Origin of the sequence: Roseobacter sp. HKCCD7870, assembly GCF_037830315.1 — a bacterium.
Classification (GTDB): Bacteria; Pseudomonadota; Alphaproteobacteria; order Rhodobacterales; family Rhodobacteraceae; genus M30B80.
In genome coordinates this window covers 187,008-203,687 of sequence record NZ_JBBLYO010000003.1, presented here as the reverse complement: position 1 = coordinate 203,687, position 16,680 = coordinate 187,008, and the positions used below count along the sequence as shown (strand labels likewise).

The 16,680-nt window shown below is 56.0% G+C and carries 19 protein-coding genes; 8 read left to right on the top strand and 11 right to left on the bottom strand.

All coding sequences use genetic code 11. The annotated features are described in order from the left end of the window. Positions 1-9 precede the first annotated feature (9 nt). From AAC637_RS12390 to AAC637_RS12380, 3 genes are read left to right on the top strand one after another with little or no spacing between them, the layout of a single operon-like run. Entirely contained in the window at positions 10-1,854 is a 1,845-nt protein-coding gene (locus AAC637_RS12390; RefSeq protein ID WP_340303844.1) for an ABC transporter ATP-binding protein, read from the top strand. After that, positions 1,851-3,092 (top strand): class I SAM-dependent RNA methyltransferase, encoded by a 1,242-nt coding sequence (locus AAC637_RS12385; RefSeq protein ID WP_340303843.1) that lies wholly within the window; start codon positions 1,851-1,853, stop codon positions 3,090-3,092. The genes AAC637_RS12390 and AAC637_RS12385 overlap by 4 nt, the downstream gene beginning before the upstream one ends. Positions 3,093-3,112: 20 nt before the next feature. Further along, positions 3,113-3,895 carry an ion transporter gene (locus AAC637_RS12380; RefSeq protein ID WP_340303842.1) on the top strand — a complete coding sequence of 261 codons (783 nt, stop codon included), beginning with the start codon at positions 3,113-3,115 and terminating at the stop codon, positions 3,893-3,895. A 4-nt stretch (positions 3,896-3,899) separates the two neighbouring features. On the opposite strand, the gene dxs is transcribed toward AAC637_RS12380, so the two are convergent. From dxs to AAC637_RS12350, 6 genes are read right to left on the bottom strand one after another with little or no spacing between them, the layout of a single operon-like run. Continuing rightward, positions 3,900-5,819, bottom strand: a complete 1,920-nt coding sequence (gene dxs, locus AAC637_RS12375) for a 1-deoxy-D-xylulose-5-phosphate synthase (RefSeq protein WP_340303841.1) — start codon at positions 5,817-5,819, stop codon at positions 3,900-3,902. 57 nt (positions 5,820-5,876) lie between these two features. Continuing rightward, entirely contained in the window at positions 5,877-6,746 is an 870-nt protein-coding gene (locus AAC637_RS12370) for a polyprenyl synthetase family protein (protein WP_445322742.1), read from the bottom strand. A 15-nt stretch (positions 6,747-6,761) separates the two neighbouring features. Next, positions 6,762-7,007: an exodeoxyribonuclease VII small subunit gene (locus AAC637_RS12365; RefSeq protein WP_340303840.1), complete on the bottom strand. Its 246-nt coding sequence runs from the start codon at positions 7,005-7,007 to the stop codon at positions 6,762-6,764. Beyond that, the gene (locus AAC637_RS12360; RefSeq protein ID WP_340303839.1) at positions 7,004-7,939 is read right to left on the bottom strand and encodes a histone deacetylase family protein; all 936 of its coding nucleotides are present in this window, start codon (positions 7,937-7,939) and stop codon (positions 7,004-7,006) included. Before AAC637_RS12360 ends, AAC637_RS12365 begins: the two co-directional genes overlap by 4 nt. Further along, positions 7,939-8,652 (bottom strand): response regulator, encoded by a 714-nt coding sequence (locus AAC637_RS12355; protein ID WP_317657249.1) that lies wholly within the window; start codon positions 8,650-8,652, stop codon positions 7,939-7,941. The genes AAC637_RS12360 and AAC637_RS12355 overlap by 1 nt, the downstream gene beginning before the upstream one ends. A gap of 1 nt (position 8,653) precedes the next feature. Beyond that, on the bottom strand, positions 8,654-9,163 hold the full coding sequence (locus AAC637_RS12350; RefSeq protein ID WP_317657248.1) for a MarR family winged helix-turn-helix transcriptional regulator: 510 nt from the start codon (positions 9,161-9,163) through the stop codon (positions 8,654-8,656). A 204-nt stretch (positions 9,164-9,367) separates the two neighbouring features. Between AAC637_RS12350 and AAC637_RS12345 the strand changes: the two genes are divergently transcribed. Further along, on the top strand, positions 9,368-10,237 hold the full coding sequence (locus AAC637_RS12345; protein WP_340303838.1) for a branched-chain amino acid aminotransferase: 870 nt from the start codon (positions 9,368-9,370) through the stop codon (positions 10,235-10,237). Between the two features lie 96 nt (positions 10,238-10,333). Continuing rightward, positions 10,334-10,678, top strand: coding sequence for a DUF2794 domain-containing protein (locus AAC637_RS12340; RefSeq protein WP_340303837.1), 345 nt, complete (start codon positions 10,334-10,336; stop codon positions 10,676-10,678). 7 nt (positions 10,679-10,685) lie between these two features. On the opposite strand, the gene AAC637_RS12335 is transcribed toward AAC637_RS12340, so the two are convergent. The 4 genes from AAC637_RS12335 to AAC637_RS12320 form a co-directional block, all read right to left on the bottom strand. Continuing rightward, positions 10,686-11,534 carry a C40 family peptidase gene (locus AAC637_RS12335; protein ID WP_340303836.1) on the bottom strand — a complete coding sequence of 283 codons (849 nt, stop codon included), beginning with the start codon at positions 11,532-11,534 and terminating at the stop codon, positions 10,686-10,688. Positions 11,535-11,537: 3 nt separating this feature from the next. Further along, positions 11,538-12,947, bottom strand: coding sequence for a leucyl aminopeptidase family protein (locus AAC637_RS12330; protein ID WP_340303835.1), 1,410 nt, complete (start codon positions 12,945-12,947; stop codon positions 11,538-11,540). Positions 12,948-13,022: 75 nt separating this feature from the next. After that, a complete protein-coding gene (locus tag AAC637_RS12325; RefSeq protein WP_340303834.1) occupies positions 13,023-13,265 on the bottom strand; it encodes a hypothetical protein in 243 nt (80 codons plus the stop codon). After that, a complete protein-coding gene (locus tag AAC637_RS12320; protein WP_340303833.1) occupies positions 13,243-13,386 on the bottom strand; it encodes a hypothetical protein in 144 nt (47 codons plus the stop codon). Before AAC637_RS12320 ends, AAC637_RS12325 begins: the two co-directional genes overlap by 23 nt. Before the next feature lie 142 nt (positions 13,387-13,528). Here AAC637_RS12320 and AAC637_RS12315 point away from each other — a divergent pair, with 142 nt between their 5' ends. Genes AAC637_RS12315 through AAC637_RS12305 form a run of 3 tightly spaced genes read left to right on the top strand, consistent with a single transcriptional unit; the run spans position 13,529 to position 15,542 of the window. After that, positions 13,529-14,179, top strand: a complete 651-nt coding sequence (locus tag AAC637_RS12315) for a carbonic anhydrase (RefSeq protein WP_340303832.1) — start codon at positions 13,529-13,531, stop codon at positions 14,177-14,179. Positions 14,180-14,236: 57 nt separating this feature from the next. Further along, positions 14,237-15,226, top strand: a complete 990-nt coding sequence (locus tag AAC637_RS12310; RefSeq protein WP_340298279.1) for a sodium-dependent bicarbonate transport family permease — start codon at positions 14,237-14,239, stop codon at positions 15,224-15,226. Positions 15,227-15,230: 4 nt separating this feature from the next. Next, positions 15,231-15,542: a P-II family nitrogen regulator gene (locus AAC637_RS12305; protein ID WP_340303831.1), complete on the top strand. Its 312-nt coding sequence runs from the start codon at positions 15,231-15,233 to the stop codon at positions 15,540-15,542. A 52-nt stretch (positions 15,543-15,594) separates the two neighbouring features. On the opposite strand, the gene AAC637_RS12300 is transcribed toward AAC637_RS12305, so the two are convergent. Next, positions 15,595-16,617 (bottom strand): aspartate-semialdehyde dehydrogenase, encoded by a 1,023-nt coding sequence (locus tag AAC637_RS12300; protein WP_340303830.1) that lies wholly within the window; start codon positions 16,615-16,617, stop codon positions 15,595-15,597. Positions 16,618-16,680 lie beyond the last annotated feature (63 nt).

The window sequence follows — 16,680 nt, the reverse complement described above, 5'->3', positions numbered from 1 at the left end:
CCCGATGCAATGTTCCGATTTTTCGAAACACTGGTAGATCCCTATACGCCCTACGCCGATGAGGATACGCCCCCCAATCGACTCTGGCCGTTTTTGCGCGGCTATGCGCAACCCTTCAAACGGGTGTTCGTTGCAGCAGCCTTTATGTCGATGGTGGTCGCTTCGATTGAATTGGGGCTGATCGTCTATTTGGGGCGCGTTGTTGATCTGCTATCAGTCAATAGCCCCACAGAACTCTTTGCAAATCACGGGCTCGAGCTTGGCTTAGTCGCGCTCTTTGTGGTGCTAGTCCGCCCTTTGATGCAGCTTTTGGATGTGGGGCTTTTGAACAATGCGATCCTGCCGAATTTTGGCACGCTGATCCGTTGGCGGGCACATCGGCATGTTTTACGTCAATCGGTCGGATGGTTTGAAAATGATTTTGCGGGTCGTATCGCAGGGCGGATTATGCAAACCCCGCCCGCCGCAGGCGATGCGGTGTTTCAGATTTTTGACGCCATCACATTTTCTATCGCCTATTTCATCGGCGCGCTGATCCTACTGACCCAGTCAGACCCACGGCTTGCCGTGCCCTTGGTGATTTGGTGCGGGCTCTATGGGCTGTTGGTGCGCTGGACAATCCGCAATGTCACCCCCGCCTCCAAGGCCAGTTCAGATGCGCGATCTATGACAACGGGACGGGTCGTTGACAGCTATACCAACATCCACTCGGTCAAGCTTTTCGCGCATACAACACGCGAACTGGACTATGCCCACGAGGCCATTGAGCATACCCGCCAAACATTCGCCCGCGAGATGCGGATATTCACGATAATGGACGTCACGCTATTGACCTTGAACGGACTTTTGATCGTGTCCGTTGTCGGTTGGTCGGTTTGGTTGTGGTATACGGGAACGGCAACTGTGGGCGTTGTGGCGGCAGCAACCGCCCTGACCTTACAGCTCAATGCAATGACCGGCTGGATCATGTGGGCTCTCTCAAGCCTATTCCGGGAATTGGGGGTGGTGATGGAGGGGATGGAGACCATTGCCCAACCGATCACATTGCGTGACCGCCAGAACGCATCCGCCCTCAAATTCGAAAAAGGATTGATCGAATTTGACGCGGTCAGTCACCATTATGGGCGCGGCGCGGGTGGCTTAGATCGCCTCAGTTTAACCATCCAGCCCGGCGAAAAGGTCGGGCTTGTCGGGCGCTCTGGCGCTGGGAAATCGACCCTCGTGAAACTTTTGCTGCGTTTTTATGATTGTGAAGGCGGCGTAATCCGCATTGATGGCCAAAATATTGCCGATGTGACCCAGGACAGCCTGCGCGCCACAATGGGCGTTGTGCAGCAAGACAGCAGCCTGTTGCACCGCTCCGTGCGCGACAACATCGCCTATGGCCGCCCCGATGCAAGTGATGCTGATGTAATCCGCGCCGCAGAACGCGCCGAGGCCTTAGGGTTCATCCATGATCTTGAAGACCCAGAGGGCCGCACAGGGTTCGAGGCCCATGTTGGCGAACGCGGGGTGAAACTTTCGGGCGGGCAAAGACAGCGCATCGCGCTTGCGCGGGTGGTTCTAAAAGATGCGCCGATTTTGATTTTGGACGAGGCCACAAGCGCACTTGATAGCGAGATTGAAGCGAGCATCCAAAACACGCTGAGCGACCTGATGGCAGGCAAAACCGTGATTGCGATTGCGCATAGACTGTCGACCATTGCGCAGATGGATCGCATCATCGTTTTAGATGAAGGCCACATCATCGAAGATGGCCCGCATGAGGTACTTTTGGCAAAGGGCGGGCTCTATGCTTCGCTGTGGAACCGCCAATCGGGCGGCTTTCTTAATCCAGACGGAGGTTCCGCGTGAGCGAAGAAACCCTCACAATCACCCGCCTCGGACATCGCGGCGATGGCATTGCACAGAAAGCAGACGGAGGCCAAATCCTCGTCCCCCTCACCTTGCCTGACGAGGTGGTGCGCGGCGTAGTAAACGAAGGTCAATTGGACGGGGCCAAAATTGTGACCCCTTCCCCCGCGCGGGTAAAACCTGTCTGCGTGCATTATAAATCTTGTGGCGGGTGCAGCCTGCAACATGCCTCGGACACATTTGTCAGTGCGTGGAAGGCAGACCAAATTGCAATTGCGCTTGCCGCGCACGGGATCACAACCGATATCCGCGCAACCCTAACTTCGCCTGCGCACTCACGCAGGCGCGCCACCTTTGCCGCGCGGCGCACGAAATCGGGGGCGATGGTGGGGTTTCATGCCCGAAAATCGGACGTCCTTGTGCCGATCGGCGAATGTCACCTTTTGCCCGATGAGATGGTGGCCACGCTGCCCGTATTGGCAGAGATCGCCCGTTTGGGGGGATCGCGCAGTGCGGTTTTGGGCTTTAGCCTAACCCAGTCCGACATCGGGCTTGACCTCCACGTGACGGGCGGCAAGCCCTTGGATCATGCGCTGCGGACTGAATTGCCAAAATTCCGCTCCAAATTTCTGCGCCTGACATGGGGGGATGAGGTCGTCTTTATGGAAACCCCACCCTTTCACCAAATGGGGCGCGCCCGCGTCACCCCACCCGCAGGTGCATTTTTGCAAGCCACCAAAGCGGGCGAAGCAGCGCTTTTGGCCACTGCACGCAGCGCGATTTCGGGGGCCACACGCATCATTGACCTTTTTGCGGGATGTGGAACCTTTACCTTTCCACTGGCCGAAACAGCGCCTGTGCACGCAGTCGAAGGCAGCGCCGATATGGTCAAGACCTTGCAAGACGCCGCCCGCTATGCGGACGGGCTAAAGCCCATTAACGCCGAAACCCGCGACCTTTTTCGTCGCCCCGTTTTAAGTGACGAATTCGCCAAATATGACGCGGTGGTAATCGACCCCCCCCGTGCAGGCGCACAGACACAGGTGCATGAATTGGCGAAAACCGACATCCCCCAGATTGCATTTCTATCCTGCAACCCGATCAGTTTTGCCCGTGACGCAAAAACCCTCATTGACGTAGGTTATTGCCTTGAATGGGTGCAGCCCATCGACCAATTCCGTTGGTCGCCGCATATAGAACTTGCCGCCCGATTTACCCGACCCCATATGGGACGGTAACGCGCTCAAGGATGGCTGCTATGACCCGTGATTTTGCGACCACGCGACAGATACTTGCCGATTGGCTAGACCGCCCCCGCATCCGCCAATTCATCATCGGCGTGATCATTTTTAACGCCATTCTTTTGGGCCTTGAGACATCGCCCGAAGTTATGGACGCGGCGGGCACCATCATCCTGACATTGGACTGGATTTGCCTTGCGATTTTCGTGATCGAAATTGCGCTGAAACTGGTGGCCCATGGCGCGCGGTTTTTCAGCTCGGGATGGAACGTTTTTGATTTCTTGATCGTTGGTATCGCACTGATGCCCGCCACCCACGGGCTGTCAGTTCTGCGCGCCTTGCGCATCTTGCGGGTGCTTCGGGTCATTTCAGCCGCGCCACGATTGCGCCGCGTGGTCGAGGGGTTTGTCACCGCCTTGCCGGGAATGGGCAGCGTGTTCTTGCTAATGGGGATCATCTTTTACATCGGTGCCGTGATGGCAACCAAACTGTTCGGGGCATCTTTCCCCGAATGGTTCGGCACGCTTGGCGCGTCTTTCTATTCCCTGTTCCAAATCATGACATTGGAAAGTTGGTCCATGGGCATCGTGCGCCCCGTGATGGATGTTTATCCTTATGCGTGGCTGTTCTTTGTGCCTTTCATCATGGTCACGACCTTTGCGGTGGTGAACCTGCTGGTTGGCCTGATCGTCAATTCCATGCAAGACGCGCATGCCGAAGAAAGCAACGCCGCCACAGATGCCTATCGTGATGAGGTGCTAGACCGACTGCGCAAGATTGAGGAGCGGTTGGGGAAGTAGGCGTTCAAGCCCGCTTCCCCAAAACATCTACACCCAAGGTCACGAGAACCTTGGTCACGATATCCTCGGCATTCATGCCTGCCACCGCATACATGTCGCGCGGGCTGGCTTGGTCGATGAAAATATCGGGCAGCACCATGGAGCGGTATTTGATCCCCCGATCAAACACGCCCGTTTCCGCCAGATGATGCGCGACATGGCTGCCAAAGCCGCCAATCGCCCCTTCTTCAATGGTGATCAGCGCCTCGTGATGACGGGCGAGTTGGTCGATCAAATCTGTATCCAAAGGTTTGGCAAAACGCGCGTCAGCAATCGTGGGCGTGATCCCTTTCTGGGCCAAAATCTCCGCAGCTTCGCGCACTTCTTTCAGGCGGGTGCCAAAGTTCAAGAGAGCCACGCGATTGCCGTCTGCGATCATCCGCCCCTTGCCGATTTCAAGCGCCTGACCGCGTGCAGGTAACTCGACCCCAACACCTTCGCCGCGCGGAAAGCGGAAGGCAGAGGGGCGATCCCCAATCTCCAGGGCGGTGCGCACCATATGCACCAATTCCGCTTCATCGGCAGCCGCCATTACCACGAAATCGGGCAAATTTGCCAGATAGGCGATGTCAAAACTGCCCGCATGGGTCGCGCCATCGGCACCAACAAGCCCCGCGCGATCAATCGCAAAGCGCACAGGCAGACGTTGTATGGCCACGTCATGCACAACTTGATCATAGCCGCGTTGCAAGAAGGTCGAATAAAGCGCACAGAAGGGTTTTAATCCACCCGCGGCCATACCCGCCGAAAAGGTCACCGCATGCTGTTCGGCAATGCCCACATCAAAACAGCGTTCGGGAAAGCGTTCTGCAAATAGGTTCAGGCCTGTTCCGTCTGGCATCGCCGCCGTGACAGCCGTCACCAACGGATCCTCTGCGGCCTCGGCAATCAGCGCATCTGCAAAGACACGCGTATATGAGGGCGCGTTTGAGGGCGCTTTGTGTTGCTTGCCCGTGACCACATCGAAGCGCGCGGTGGCGTGGCCGCGATCTGGGCGATCTTCGGCATAGCCTTTGCCCTTCTTGGTAATCGCATGAATGAGCATCGGCCCATGCGCCCGCGCCTTGACGGTGCGCAAAACCGCAAGCAGCTGATCCATATCATGCCCATCAATCGGGCCGATATAATCAAAGCCCAATTCTTCGAACAAGGTGCCGCCGACTGTCGCGGATTTCAGCAGTTCTTTCGCACGGCGCGCCCCGTGTTGGAACGGCTGAGGCAAAAGCGATACAGCGCCCTTGGCGGCGGCTTTGAATTCCTGAAACGGCGCGCCTGCATAAAGGCGAGACAAATAAGCCGACATCGCACCTGTTGGCGGTGCAATCGACATTTCATTGTCGTTGAGGATCACAATCAACCGCTTTTTCAGATGGCCCGCATTGTTCAGGGCCTCATAGGCCATGCCTGCGGAAATGGAACCATCACCGATAATCGCAATCGCATCTCCCAAACCTGTCTCGCAGGCACCGCTTAAATCGCGCGCAACGGCAAAGCCGAGCGCCGCAGAAATAGAGGTGGAACTATGCGCAGCGCCAAATGGATCATAGGGCGACTCGCTGCGTTTCGTGAAACCTGACAAGCCACCCTTTTGGCGCAGACTGCGGATACGATCCCGCCGCCCTGTCAAAATCTTATGCGGATAACATTGGTGGCTGACATCCCAAATGAATTTGTCACGCGGGGCATCAAATACGGCGTGAAGTGCCACGGTCAACTCAACCACACCCAGACCAGCCCCCAAATGCCCACCCGTCTCGGAGACAGCCGAAATCGTCTCGGCGCGCAATTCATCGGCCAAGCGGATCAGATCATGATCAGAAAACCGCTGCAAATCGCGCGGCGTGGTCACTTGATCCAAAAGCGGTGTTTTAGGTCTATCTGTCATCGGCCCTCCAGTGGTCGCCATATAGCCATGACAGGGGCCAAGAGCAACGGATCACGCCTATCTGTCGCGGGCAATGATGAATCGGGCAAGGGCGCGCAGGCTTTGGGCTTTATCCCCGAATGGTGCGAGGGCCGTTTCCGCCTCAGCGACCAAGCGCGCTGCCTCAGCCTTGGCACCGTCTAGCCCCAGAAGCGTGACAAAGGTCGCTTTGCCCGCATCGGCATCTTTGCGCAGGGCCTTACCTGCCTTGCTGCTGTCGCCTTCCACATCCAAAATGTCATCGGCAATCTGAAAGGCGAGGCCAATTGCACGGGCATATGCCCTCAACGGTTCGGGATCTTGGCCCGCTATGATCGCTGCGGCATGGGCGGGCCATTCCAACAGCGCGCCCGTTTTATTGCTTTGCAATTCCGTGATTTGTTCAAGGGTCAAGGGGGACGCAGCGGTTTCTGCAGCAATGTCCTGCGCCTGCCCTAAAACCATACCGCGCGCACCTGCGGCTTCAGACAAGGTCGACACCAATTTGATCCGCACCTCTGCGGCCCCAAGATTAGGATCAGCCAAAAGCGCGAATGCAAAACTTTGCAGCGCATCCCCCGCGAGAACCGCAATCGCCTCGTTCCATTTTTTGTGAACAGTGGGCTGACCGCGGCGCAGGTCGTCATCGTCCATGCAGGGCAGATCATCGTGGATCAGACTATAGGCGTGGATGGCCTCAACCGCACCCGCCGCAGGAAGCGCGGAGGCCGCAGGAATGCCATATAGCGCCGATGCCTCAAGCACCAAAAACCCACGCAAACCCTTGCCACCCTGCAACGCATAGCGCATCGCCGCAGCAACATCATCTGAGCCATATTGTGCAAGCGCCTCGGTCAAGAACGCAGCAATGACGCGGGACTGGGTGCTGAGGCGGGTTTGAAACTCAATAGGGGCCAAAGGCGCTCAAAGCCCCTCAACTGAGGTGCTGCCCGTTGGCACGCCTGTGCCATCTAGGGTGATTTTGGAGACTTTTTCTTCGGCCTCTTTGAGCTTGGCCTCACAGCGTGCGCGCAGCGCAGCCCCCCGTTCATAGAGCGCGATGGATTGGTCAAGTGGCACATCCCCACGCTCAAGCTTGGCCACGACTTCCTCTAGGGCGCGCAAGGCGTCTTCAAAACTCATCTGCGCAAGGTCGTTGTCATCTGTCATTTCGAAGCTTCCATCAATTCTGTGACATGGGCCGCAACACTGCGCCCCAGTGAGGGCAGATCATAACCGCCCTCTAGCGCCGAGACCACCCGCCCCGCGCATTGGGTTTCGGCAAATGCGCAAATTTCTCGCGTCAGCCATGCAAAATCCGTTTCATCCCAATTTAAGTTGGCCAATGGATCAGCCTGATGCGCGTCAAAACCTGCTGAAATCAGGATAAGGTCAGGCGCAAATTCAGCCAATCGCGGCAATACATCGCGAAGATAGGCCTGTTGCATCAAGGCCCCGTCTGAATTGGGTGGAAGGGGCACATTCAGGATATTACCCGCCACGCCACGTTCGCCACGCGCCCCCGATCCTGGATAAAGCGGCATCTGGTGTGACGAGACAAACAAAGCGCGGGTTTCATCCCACAGCAAATCTTGCGTGCCGTTGCCGTGATGCACATCGAAATCTATCACGGCCACCCGTGCGGCCCCCGCCCGCTCGAGTGCATGTTTGGCCCCAATCGCCACTGACCCAAAGAGACAAAACCCCATGGCAGTTGCGGTTTCGGCGTGATGCCCAGGTGGCCGCGTGAGGACAAATGCGTTTTTGGCGCGGCCCTCCATCACGGCATCTATTGCTGCAATCACACCCCCTACGCCCGAAAGCGCGGCCTGCCATGACGCGGGCGACAGAAAGGTATCGCCATCAAGCGCAACTTGCCCTTGCGTGGGCAAAGCCGCTTTGAGTTGATCAATATAGGCTTGGGGGTGGCACAATCGCAGATCGTCTTCCGTGGCCAATGGGGCCGCGTGGCGTTCAAGCCCCACGAAATCTAAGCTATCCAAATGGGCCTTTATGGCCGCAATGCGCGCCACCTGTTCGGGATGACCCTCTGGCGTCAGATGATCTTGCGCAAATGGGTTTTCAAAAAGCCATGTCGCCATCAGTCAGGCACCAACATATAGCCCGCGCCGCGGACAGTTTGCAGATAACGGGGTTGTTTCGGGTCAGCTTCAATCTTGCGGCGTAGGCGGGTGATTTGCACATCAATCGCGCGCTCTTGCGCAGGGTCACCGCCTGCCATCTTGTCACGGCCCAATTCTTCGACCAACTGCTGACGGGTCACAGAACTGTTCACATGGGTTGCAAAGATCCGCATCAATGCGGCCTCGGTTGCAGTCAGGCGCAAAGGCTGATCACCCTGCCACAACTCGCCACGATCAATGTCAAAGCGCATGGCCCCAAGATGCAGCAATTTGGGCAGGTTTTGGCTGGCTTCGGGTTGCGGCATACGGCGCAGGATCGCGCCGATACGCAATAGCAATTCCTTGGGCTCAAAGGGTTTTGGCAAATAATCATCTGCCCCCGCCTCAAAACCCGCAATACGATCTTGCGCCTCACCCTTGGCCGTCAAAAGCAAGATTGGGCAATCCATCGTTTTGCGCAAATCTTGTGTCAGGCTAATGCCATCCTCACCCGGCATCATCACATCAAGCACAATCAAATCGAAATCCAACCCCTGCAACAGGCGGCGGGCTTGCGCAGCATCGCGCGCAACACTGGCCAGAAACCCGTTGCGGATCAGAAATTTCTGCAGCAGCCCGCGGATGCGCTCATCATCATCCACGATCAGGATATGCGGGTTGGTGTCTGCCATTTTAGGTATCCAAACCTGCTTGGAAATGGCGCAGCATCTCAGGATCCATCATCTGCTCAAGGACAGCACGAAATCCTGCCACGGCCTCTGGCCCCGCATTGCGATAGGCCGCGCGCATGCGGTTGCGCTGCGCCTCTGACAATTCGCGTTCAAGCTTGGCGCCTGTTTCGGTGAGATAAAGATGCCGTTCGCGCTTATCCTGCACTCCAACGCGACTTTCGACCAAACCATCGGCGATCAGACTGCGCAGAACACGATTGAGGGACTGCTTGGTCACGCCCAGAATATTCAGCAGGTTATTGACTGTCGTTCCAGGGGTGCGGTTGATGAAATGGATGGCACGATGATGGGCGCGACCATATTCGTAATTTTGTAAAATGCGATCAGGATCAGCGGTGAATCCCCGATAGGCGAAAAACATCGCCTCAATCCCGCGGCGCAGCTGCTCATCCGTCAAAAAGAGCAAGCTTTCGCCCGTGCCGATAGGGTTATTGACTGCACGCTCTGCCATCTTCATCTCCCGCATCGTTTTGGGTCTTTGGCATCGGAACCAAGGAGCACTTCATAGTTTATGTCAGCCTTGTTGACTTTCCAAGAATCAATTGTTACCGAATTGCCAGTTTTGCGAAATATTATGTCCGAAACGGCCGTATTTTGCACAACATTTGCAAACTGGCGCAGATATGCGCCCTGAAGGAAAGATGGGATTGGAAAGATGAGCGGCACCTACGATAACCGCGATGGGAAAATCTGGCTGGATGGGGCTTTGGTCAATTGGCGCGAGGCCAATGTTCATATTCTGACCCATGCGATGCATTATGCATCTTCCGTCTTTGAGGGCGAGCGCGCCTATGGTGGCAAAATTTTCCTCAGCCGCGCTCATTCCGAACGGTTGCATTTTTCCGCAGGCCAATTGGACTTCGAAATTCCGTTTACTGTTGACCAAATTGAGGCAGCCAAGACCGAGGTTCTCGCGGCCAATGGCCTGAGCGATGCCTATGTGCGCGCGGTTGCGTGGCGCGGCGCGGGTGAGGATATGGGTGTCTCCTCTCGCCGTAACCCCGTTCGTTTGGCCATCGCGGCATGGGGCTGGGGCAATTACTATGGGGATGCAAAAACCAAAGGTGCCAAACTTGATATAGCGCGTTGGAAACGCCCCTCGCCGGAAACGGCGCCAAGCCATGCCAAGGCCGCAGGCCTGTATATGATCTGCACAATGTCCAAGCATGAGGCCGAAGCCAAAGGCTGCTCAGATGCCATGATGTTTGATTATCGCGGCTATGTCGCCGAGGCGACAGGCGCAAATATCTTCTTCGTCAAAGATGGCGAAGTGCATACGCCAAAGCCAGATTGCTTCCTCAATGGCCTAACCCGCCAGACAGTTATCGGTATGTTGAACGATCGCCAAATCAAGGTGCATGAGCGTCATATCATGCCCGAAGAATTGGAAGGGTTTGAACAATGCTGGCTGACGGGAACCGCCGCAGAAGTCACCCCAGTGGGTCAGATTGGCAGCTATAATTTCGAGGTTGGCGCCCTGACGCGGGACATCTCGGACGCCTACGAAAAACTGGTTCGCGCCTAAGCGCCACCACGCATCACGGCCCGCAAGATCAGCTGACCTTGCGGGCCTTTTTATGATCTCCCTTGCATTTCTTAGAATTCATGCCACCATCAGTCTATGGTGATGCATACTCAATCCTTTAGCGCTTCCCATATTCCCGAAAAGGTCGCCTTTGATCGTGGCGAATTATCGGCGATCCTGTCGATTTATGGCCGCATGGTGGCTGCAGGTGAATGGCGCGATTATGGAATGTCGCTGCTGAGTGATGTTGCGATTTTCTCAGTTTTCCGCCGCACCGCCGAACACCCTATTTATCGGATTGAAAAGCGCCCCAAATTGGCAGGCAAGCAGGGAATGTATTCCGTGATTGGGATGGACGGGCGCATTCTCAAGCGCGGGCATGATCTGCGCAATGTGCTGCGCGTGTTAGAGCGCAAATTGATCCGCGCCGTAGACGATTAATACCCCGTCATTCTATCAAGACATGTTTGCGCGCGGTAATCTCGCCACCGCCAGACGTGCGAATGCGCGCCTCGGCATGGGCAAGCGGCTCATAGGCCACCGCCATGTGATGGGCATTTGCGTGCAACAGCATCTCTTCATCGGCCATGATCCCGACATGGCCCTTCCAAAACACCAAATCCCCGCGGCGCAGCGGTGCATCCTCCGGCAAAAGCGCGCCGAGTGCTGCCTCTTGTTGGTCACTGTCCCGTGGGCAGTCTTGACCACAGGCGCGCATCGCCAATTGGATCAGGCCAGAGCAATCAATGCCCCATCGGCTGCTGCCGCCCCAAAGATAGGGGGTTCCAAGGAATAGATCAGCCACGCCCACCGTATCCGAAAACCGCGCTGTTAAGGGGCGCAGGTGGGATTTCGGAACATGATGCCCCGTCTGGATGCGGTGAAAGCTTTCGCCCTCTTTCGCAGGCTCAACCACATTCACACGTGCGCCGAAAAAGATCGACACATCGGGCGGCGATTTTACATCGGGGCGCGGATAGAGATGGGTTGCAGGGGCGGTGACCCAATGAGTGACGGGCGTTTCTGCCGCAAGGCCCTGCGATAAAATATAACCGACTTGGGCGTCCCGCTCTGCTTGACCGAAAACTTGCCCATCACGCGTTTCAAGCGCCAAAAACCGCTCGCCAAACAACAATTGGCTCGCCCGCGTGCCCTTTGGTTCGGTCATGATATTGGCCAACGGTTGCTGCACCGTCATCCATGTGCCATCCAAGAATTCATCCGCCATAACCTGACCTTGCAGCGCCCGAAGCGCCACCCGCCCATTGCTTGCCGTGATCCGTGGATCGCTTGCCATGTCTTAAACCCCTTCAGACAGCACCGCGTATAGCGCACGAATGCCCTGACCCAAACCCCCTTTTGGGCGCGCAGGTGCATCACTTTGCTGCCAAGCAAAAATATCGAAGTGACAATAGCGCGCGGCGCCTTGGGTGAAGCGGCGCAAAAACAAGGCCGCCGTAATCGACCCCGCCATGCTCCCAGAGGGCGCGTTATCCAGATCGGCAATGCCCGGTTCAATCATAGCCTCATAAGGGGCGTGAAAGGGCATACGCCAAACAGGGTCGAACCGATCGGGGCTTTTGGCACTGATCTGTGCGGCAAGACCCTCATCATCAGTGTAAAATGGCGCAAGATCTGGCCCCACTGCGACCCGCGCAGCCCCAGTTAATGTTGCCATAGAAATCATAAGATCGGGGCTACCTTCGGCCCCAAGCGCCAAGGCGTCAGCCAAGACCAACCGCCCCTCGGCATCAGTGTTGTTGATCTCGACCGTCATGCCGTTGCGGGCGGTCAAAATATCACTGGGGCGAAAGGCTGAACCATCAACGGCATTTTCAACTGCAGGGATCAAGACCCGTAACCGCAGCTTTAGACCCGCATCCATAATCATCTGAGCAAGGCCCAAAACATTGGCAGCCCCCCCCATATCCTTTTTCATCGTGCCCATGGATGATCCAGGTTTCAGGTTCAAACCGCCTGTGTCAAAACACACGCCCTTGCCCACCAAGGTGATTTGCGGCCCGCCTTCGCCCCAAGTCATATCAATCAAACGAGGCGCGCGGGGACTGGCCCGACCGACCGCATGAATCATCGGGAAATTCTGCGCCAATAGATCGTCCCCAAGGATCACGGAAATCTTGGCGTTATAGCGCGCCGCCAAATCGCGGGCGGCCCCCTCCAATTCTTCGGGGCCCATGTCTTGCGCAGGGGTGTTGACCAGATCACGCACCATGGCCTCGGCTTGTGCGAGCCGTTCGAAATGCGGGGCATCTATGCCCGCAAGCGCCACCAAGGCCGCATCGCGACCCGATTTTTTACGATAGCGATCAAACCGATATCCCGCGAGTAAATACCCCAGTGCAATTTCTTCGCGAAGGTTTTGCGGGTGGCCCTCCAATGAGGCTGAGGCCACCTCGTACAGACCTTTTGGCAAATCAGAAATCGCGGCACCTGCAGCGAACCGTTTCCTGATCCGATCAGCGGACGTTCCTACCCCCAACAAAACAGCGGCAATTCCACCCGCCTCATTGGGCAGAAGACAGGTTTTGCCCAGTGCCCCGCTAAAGCCATGGGTCATGGCCCATTGCCGTGAGGCAGCGTCCAACTGGGCCAAAGCCGCATCAGCCCCATCGGCGCTGATCACATGAACAGGGATTGCGTCCGTATTAGGAAATTCATCTGGGCGGGCAAATCGCAGCGCGTGGGACATTCCGTCATTCCTTTGAGGTCAGGGCAATATCGCTGCACCGCAAAGTAACAACACCATCCCGCGCCGCAAGGGCGATCACACACTCATATCCTCAATATCGTAAATCGCATAAACTGATCGCTCACCCACACGGCGCAAACGGGCCAAGGTTGCGCCGATTGCGGCCATATCTTGGCGCGCCATCACGATATGAACATCGCGCGCCACCCGCGCCAAGGTCGCCATACCGATCTTGCTGGCAGAGTTGGCAATCTCAGCAACAATCTTTTTCCGTTCAAGAGTGCTGTCGACACAGTCAATCTGCGCGAGCGCGATCATGATCCACAGCAACTTCATATTCTGCTTGCGTCTCGCCAATATCGCGACAAAGCCGCTCTAACCTGTCGGGATCAAACCGCGCAGGTTCTTCAAAACGCAAGACGGTCACCACATCCGTCATTTTCCCATCCCACCGTGCGCTGCATGTGGTCACAGGGTGATATTTGGGGGTGAAGAAAAGGTTGATTTGAGGCAGGAATGAAAAGACAGTTTATAGAAAATTATCAGAGATTGTGATCAAGTGCTCTGAAGGGACATTATGGATGCACCGCATTAAATCACTGCCAAGTTATTTGCTTGAACGCTATCAGGATTGGAAAGTGAAATCCTTTCCTGAGAACCGTGATTGGTTTCGCAAATTGGCAACCGAAGGGCAGAATCCAAAGGCCATGGTCATAGCCTGCTGCGACAGCCGCGTTGCTGTGACATCCGTGTTTGGACAACGCACAGGTGAATTATTCATTCACCGCAACATCGCCAATCTGGTGCCCCCTTTTACCCCTGACGGGCAGCATCACGGCACCGCTGCCGCGGTCGAGTTTGCAATCAAGAACCTCAAAATCGAGCATCTCATCATCATGGGCCATTCCAATTGCGGCGGCGTGCGGGGGTGTATTGACATGTGCCAAGGCCGCGCCCCCGATTTGGAAAAGAAAGAAAGCTTTGTGGGCCGTTGGTTGGATGTTTTGCGGCCAGGATTTGAGAGGGTCAAATATATCACCGCCCCTGAGGTTCAACAAACCATGCTTGAAAAAGAGGGGATACAAGTCTCGCTTGAAAACCTGATGAGCTATCCCGTGGTGGCCGAGGCTGTAGGCTCAAAGAACCTGACCCTGCATGGGATTTGGGCCGATATCGCGGATATGGATATCGAAAGCTATGACGGCACATTGCGCCATTTTGTGAAAGTCTAAACTTTACCACTTGGCCCCGCTTCGTTAGGCAACGCTGAGCAAAATCTGGAGGTGTTCATGGACTCGATCCTGTCGCTCGCGGCGCAGAACCTGATCTCGCCCATCATCTTGTTTTTCGTCTTAGGATTTGCAGCTGCTTTTGCGCGCTCTGACCTCAGCGTGCCCGAGGCCGTAGCGAAAGGGATGTCGCTCTATTTGCTCTTTGCCATTGGCTTCAAAGGCGGGGCCAGCGTGGCCGCGCATGGCATTGACCAAACGCTGATCTTCTCGATTTTGGCTGGGGTGATTTTGTCGTTTGTTCTGCCTTTCATAGCCTTCGCTTTGCTGCGCGTGATGACGGGGCTAACGGCCATTGATGCCGCCGCAGTGGCGGCACATTACGGCTCGATCTCGATCGTGACCTTTGTCGCGGCAAGTTCAGTGCTGCAAACCGCAGGTTTGATGAGCGAAGGCTATATGGTCGCGGTCGCCGCCGCGATGGAGGCCCCTGCAATCTTAGCAGCCCTGTGGCTTGTGGCACGGGCGGATGCAAAAGCGGGTCAAGGCGGCGGTATGGATGCGGGTCTGCTGCGGGAAATCCTGCTAAATGGATCTATTGTTTTGCTCATCGGATCCTTCATTATTGGCGGGATCACAGGCCAAGAGGGCTTGGATAAAATCGCCTCTTTCATCGTATCCCCCTTCCAAGGTGTGCTGTGCCTTTTCCTTTTGGATATGGGCCTTGTGGCGGGGCGCGGCCTGCGGGATGCGCGGCATTTACTGAAGCCAGGGCTTTTCGCCTTTGGCGTGCTGATGCCCTTAATCGGCAGTTGTCTTGGCCTTGGAGCCGGGTTGCTTTTGGGTCTGTCGACAGGCGGCGTGATGTTGATGATGACGCTCTCCGCCTCGGCCTCTTATATCGCGGTGCCTGCTGCAATGCGCGTGGCCCTGCCTGAGGCCAATCCTTCAATTTATCTCACCCTATCACTTGGGATTACGTTCCCGTTCAATTTGACATTGGGCATACCAATTTATCTGGCATTGGCGCGCGCCGCCACGGGAGGCTAAGGCAATGGAAACACATAACGCAAAGCGGGTTGAGATCACAATTGAGGCGGTCATGGAAACCCGCCTCACGGATGCATTGGTCAAGGCGGGGGTGACAGGCTTCACGATCCTACCCGTTTTGGGCGGGTCGGGCCGTTCAGGACAATGGAGCCGCGAGGGTCAGGTCAGCCGTGCAGGCGGAATGATCAACGTGGTCTGCATCATTCGCCCAGAAAAGCTAGAGGCGCTGCTCAAAGCGGCATTCGCGGTGGTGGAGCGGCATATCGGCGTGGTCAGCGTGACTGACTGCGAAGTCCTCCGCGCCGAACGATTTTAAGAAAAAGGGGGGCCAACGGCCCCCCGATATATCTGATGCGCAACGCCGTGCGTCAGCCTTTTTTCAGAACCCGATTGCCCAAGGTTTCTGCAATCTGAACCGCATTCAACGCAGCACCTTTGCGCAGGTTGTCACTGACGCACCAAATATTTAGACCATTCTCAATCGTGCTGTCCTGACGGATGCGGCTGATGAAGGTGGCATAATCGCCGACACATTCCACAGGGGTCACATAACCGCCCGCCTCACGCTTATCGACCACCATCACACCTGGGGCCGCGCGCAGGATGTCACGGGCTTCTTCCTCGTCTAGGAAATCTTCAAACTCGATATTGATCGCCTCGGAATGGCCCACAAAGACAGGCACACGCACGCAGGTTGCAGTTACCTTAACCGAAGGATCGAGGATTTTCTTGGTCTCAGCGACCATTTTCCACTCTTCCTTAGTAGACCCATCTTCCATGAACACATCAATATGCGGGATCACGTTGAAGGCAATCTGCTTGGGGTAAACGCTCGGGGCAACTTCCTGACCTGGAACGAACATTCCCTTGGTCTGGTTCCACAGCTCATCCATCGCATCTTTGCCTGTGCCAGACACAGACTGATAGGTCGACACCACAACACGCTTGATCCGAGCGCGGTCATGAAGCGGCTTCAATGCAACAACCATCTGGGCGGTGGAGCAATTGGGGTTCGCGATGATGTTCTTCTTCGCATAGCCCTCAACCGCCTCAGGGTTCACCTCAGGGACAACCAAAGGCACATCAGGATCATAGCGATAGAGCGAGGAATTATCGATCACGATACAACCTTGCGATGCCGCAATCGGTGCATAGGTTTTTGTAGCTTCAGACCCAACCGCGAAAAATGCTATATCCCAGCCTGTGAAATCGAATGTATCGAGATCCTTGGTCTTTAGGGTCTTGTCACCAAAGCTGCATTCTGTGCCAAGCGATTTACGCGAGGCAAGCACGGCGATCTCGTCAACAGGGAATTGACGCTCGTCTAGAATGTTGAGCATTTCGCGGCCCACATTGCCCGTGGCGCCGACAACGACAACTTTGTAACCCATGTTCCATATCCTTCAGGCTTACGACTGCGCATGCCCTTAAATCATGTGCGACCAAAGCGAAAG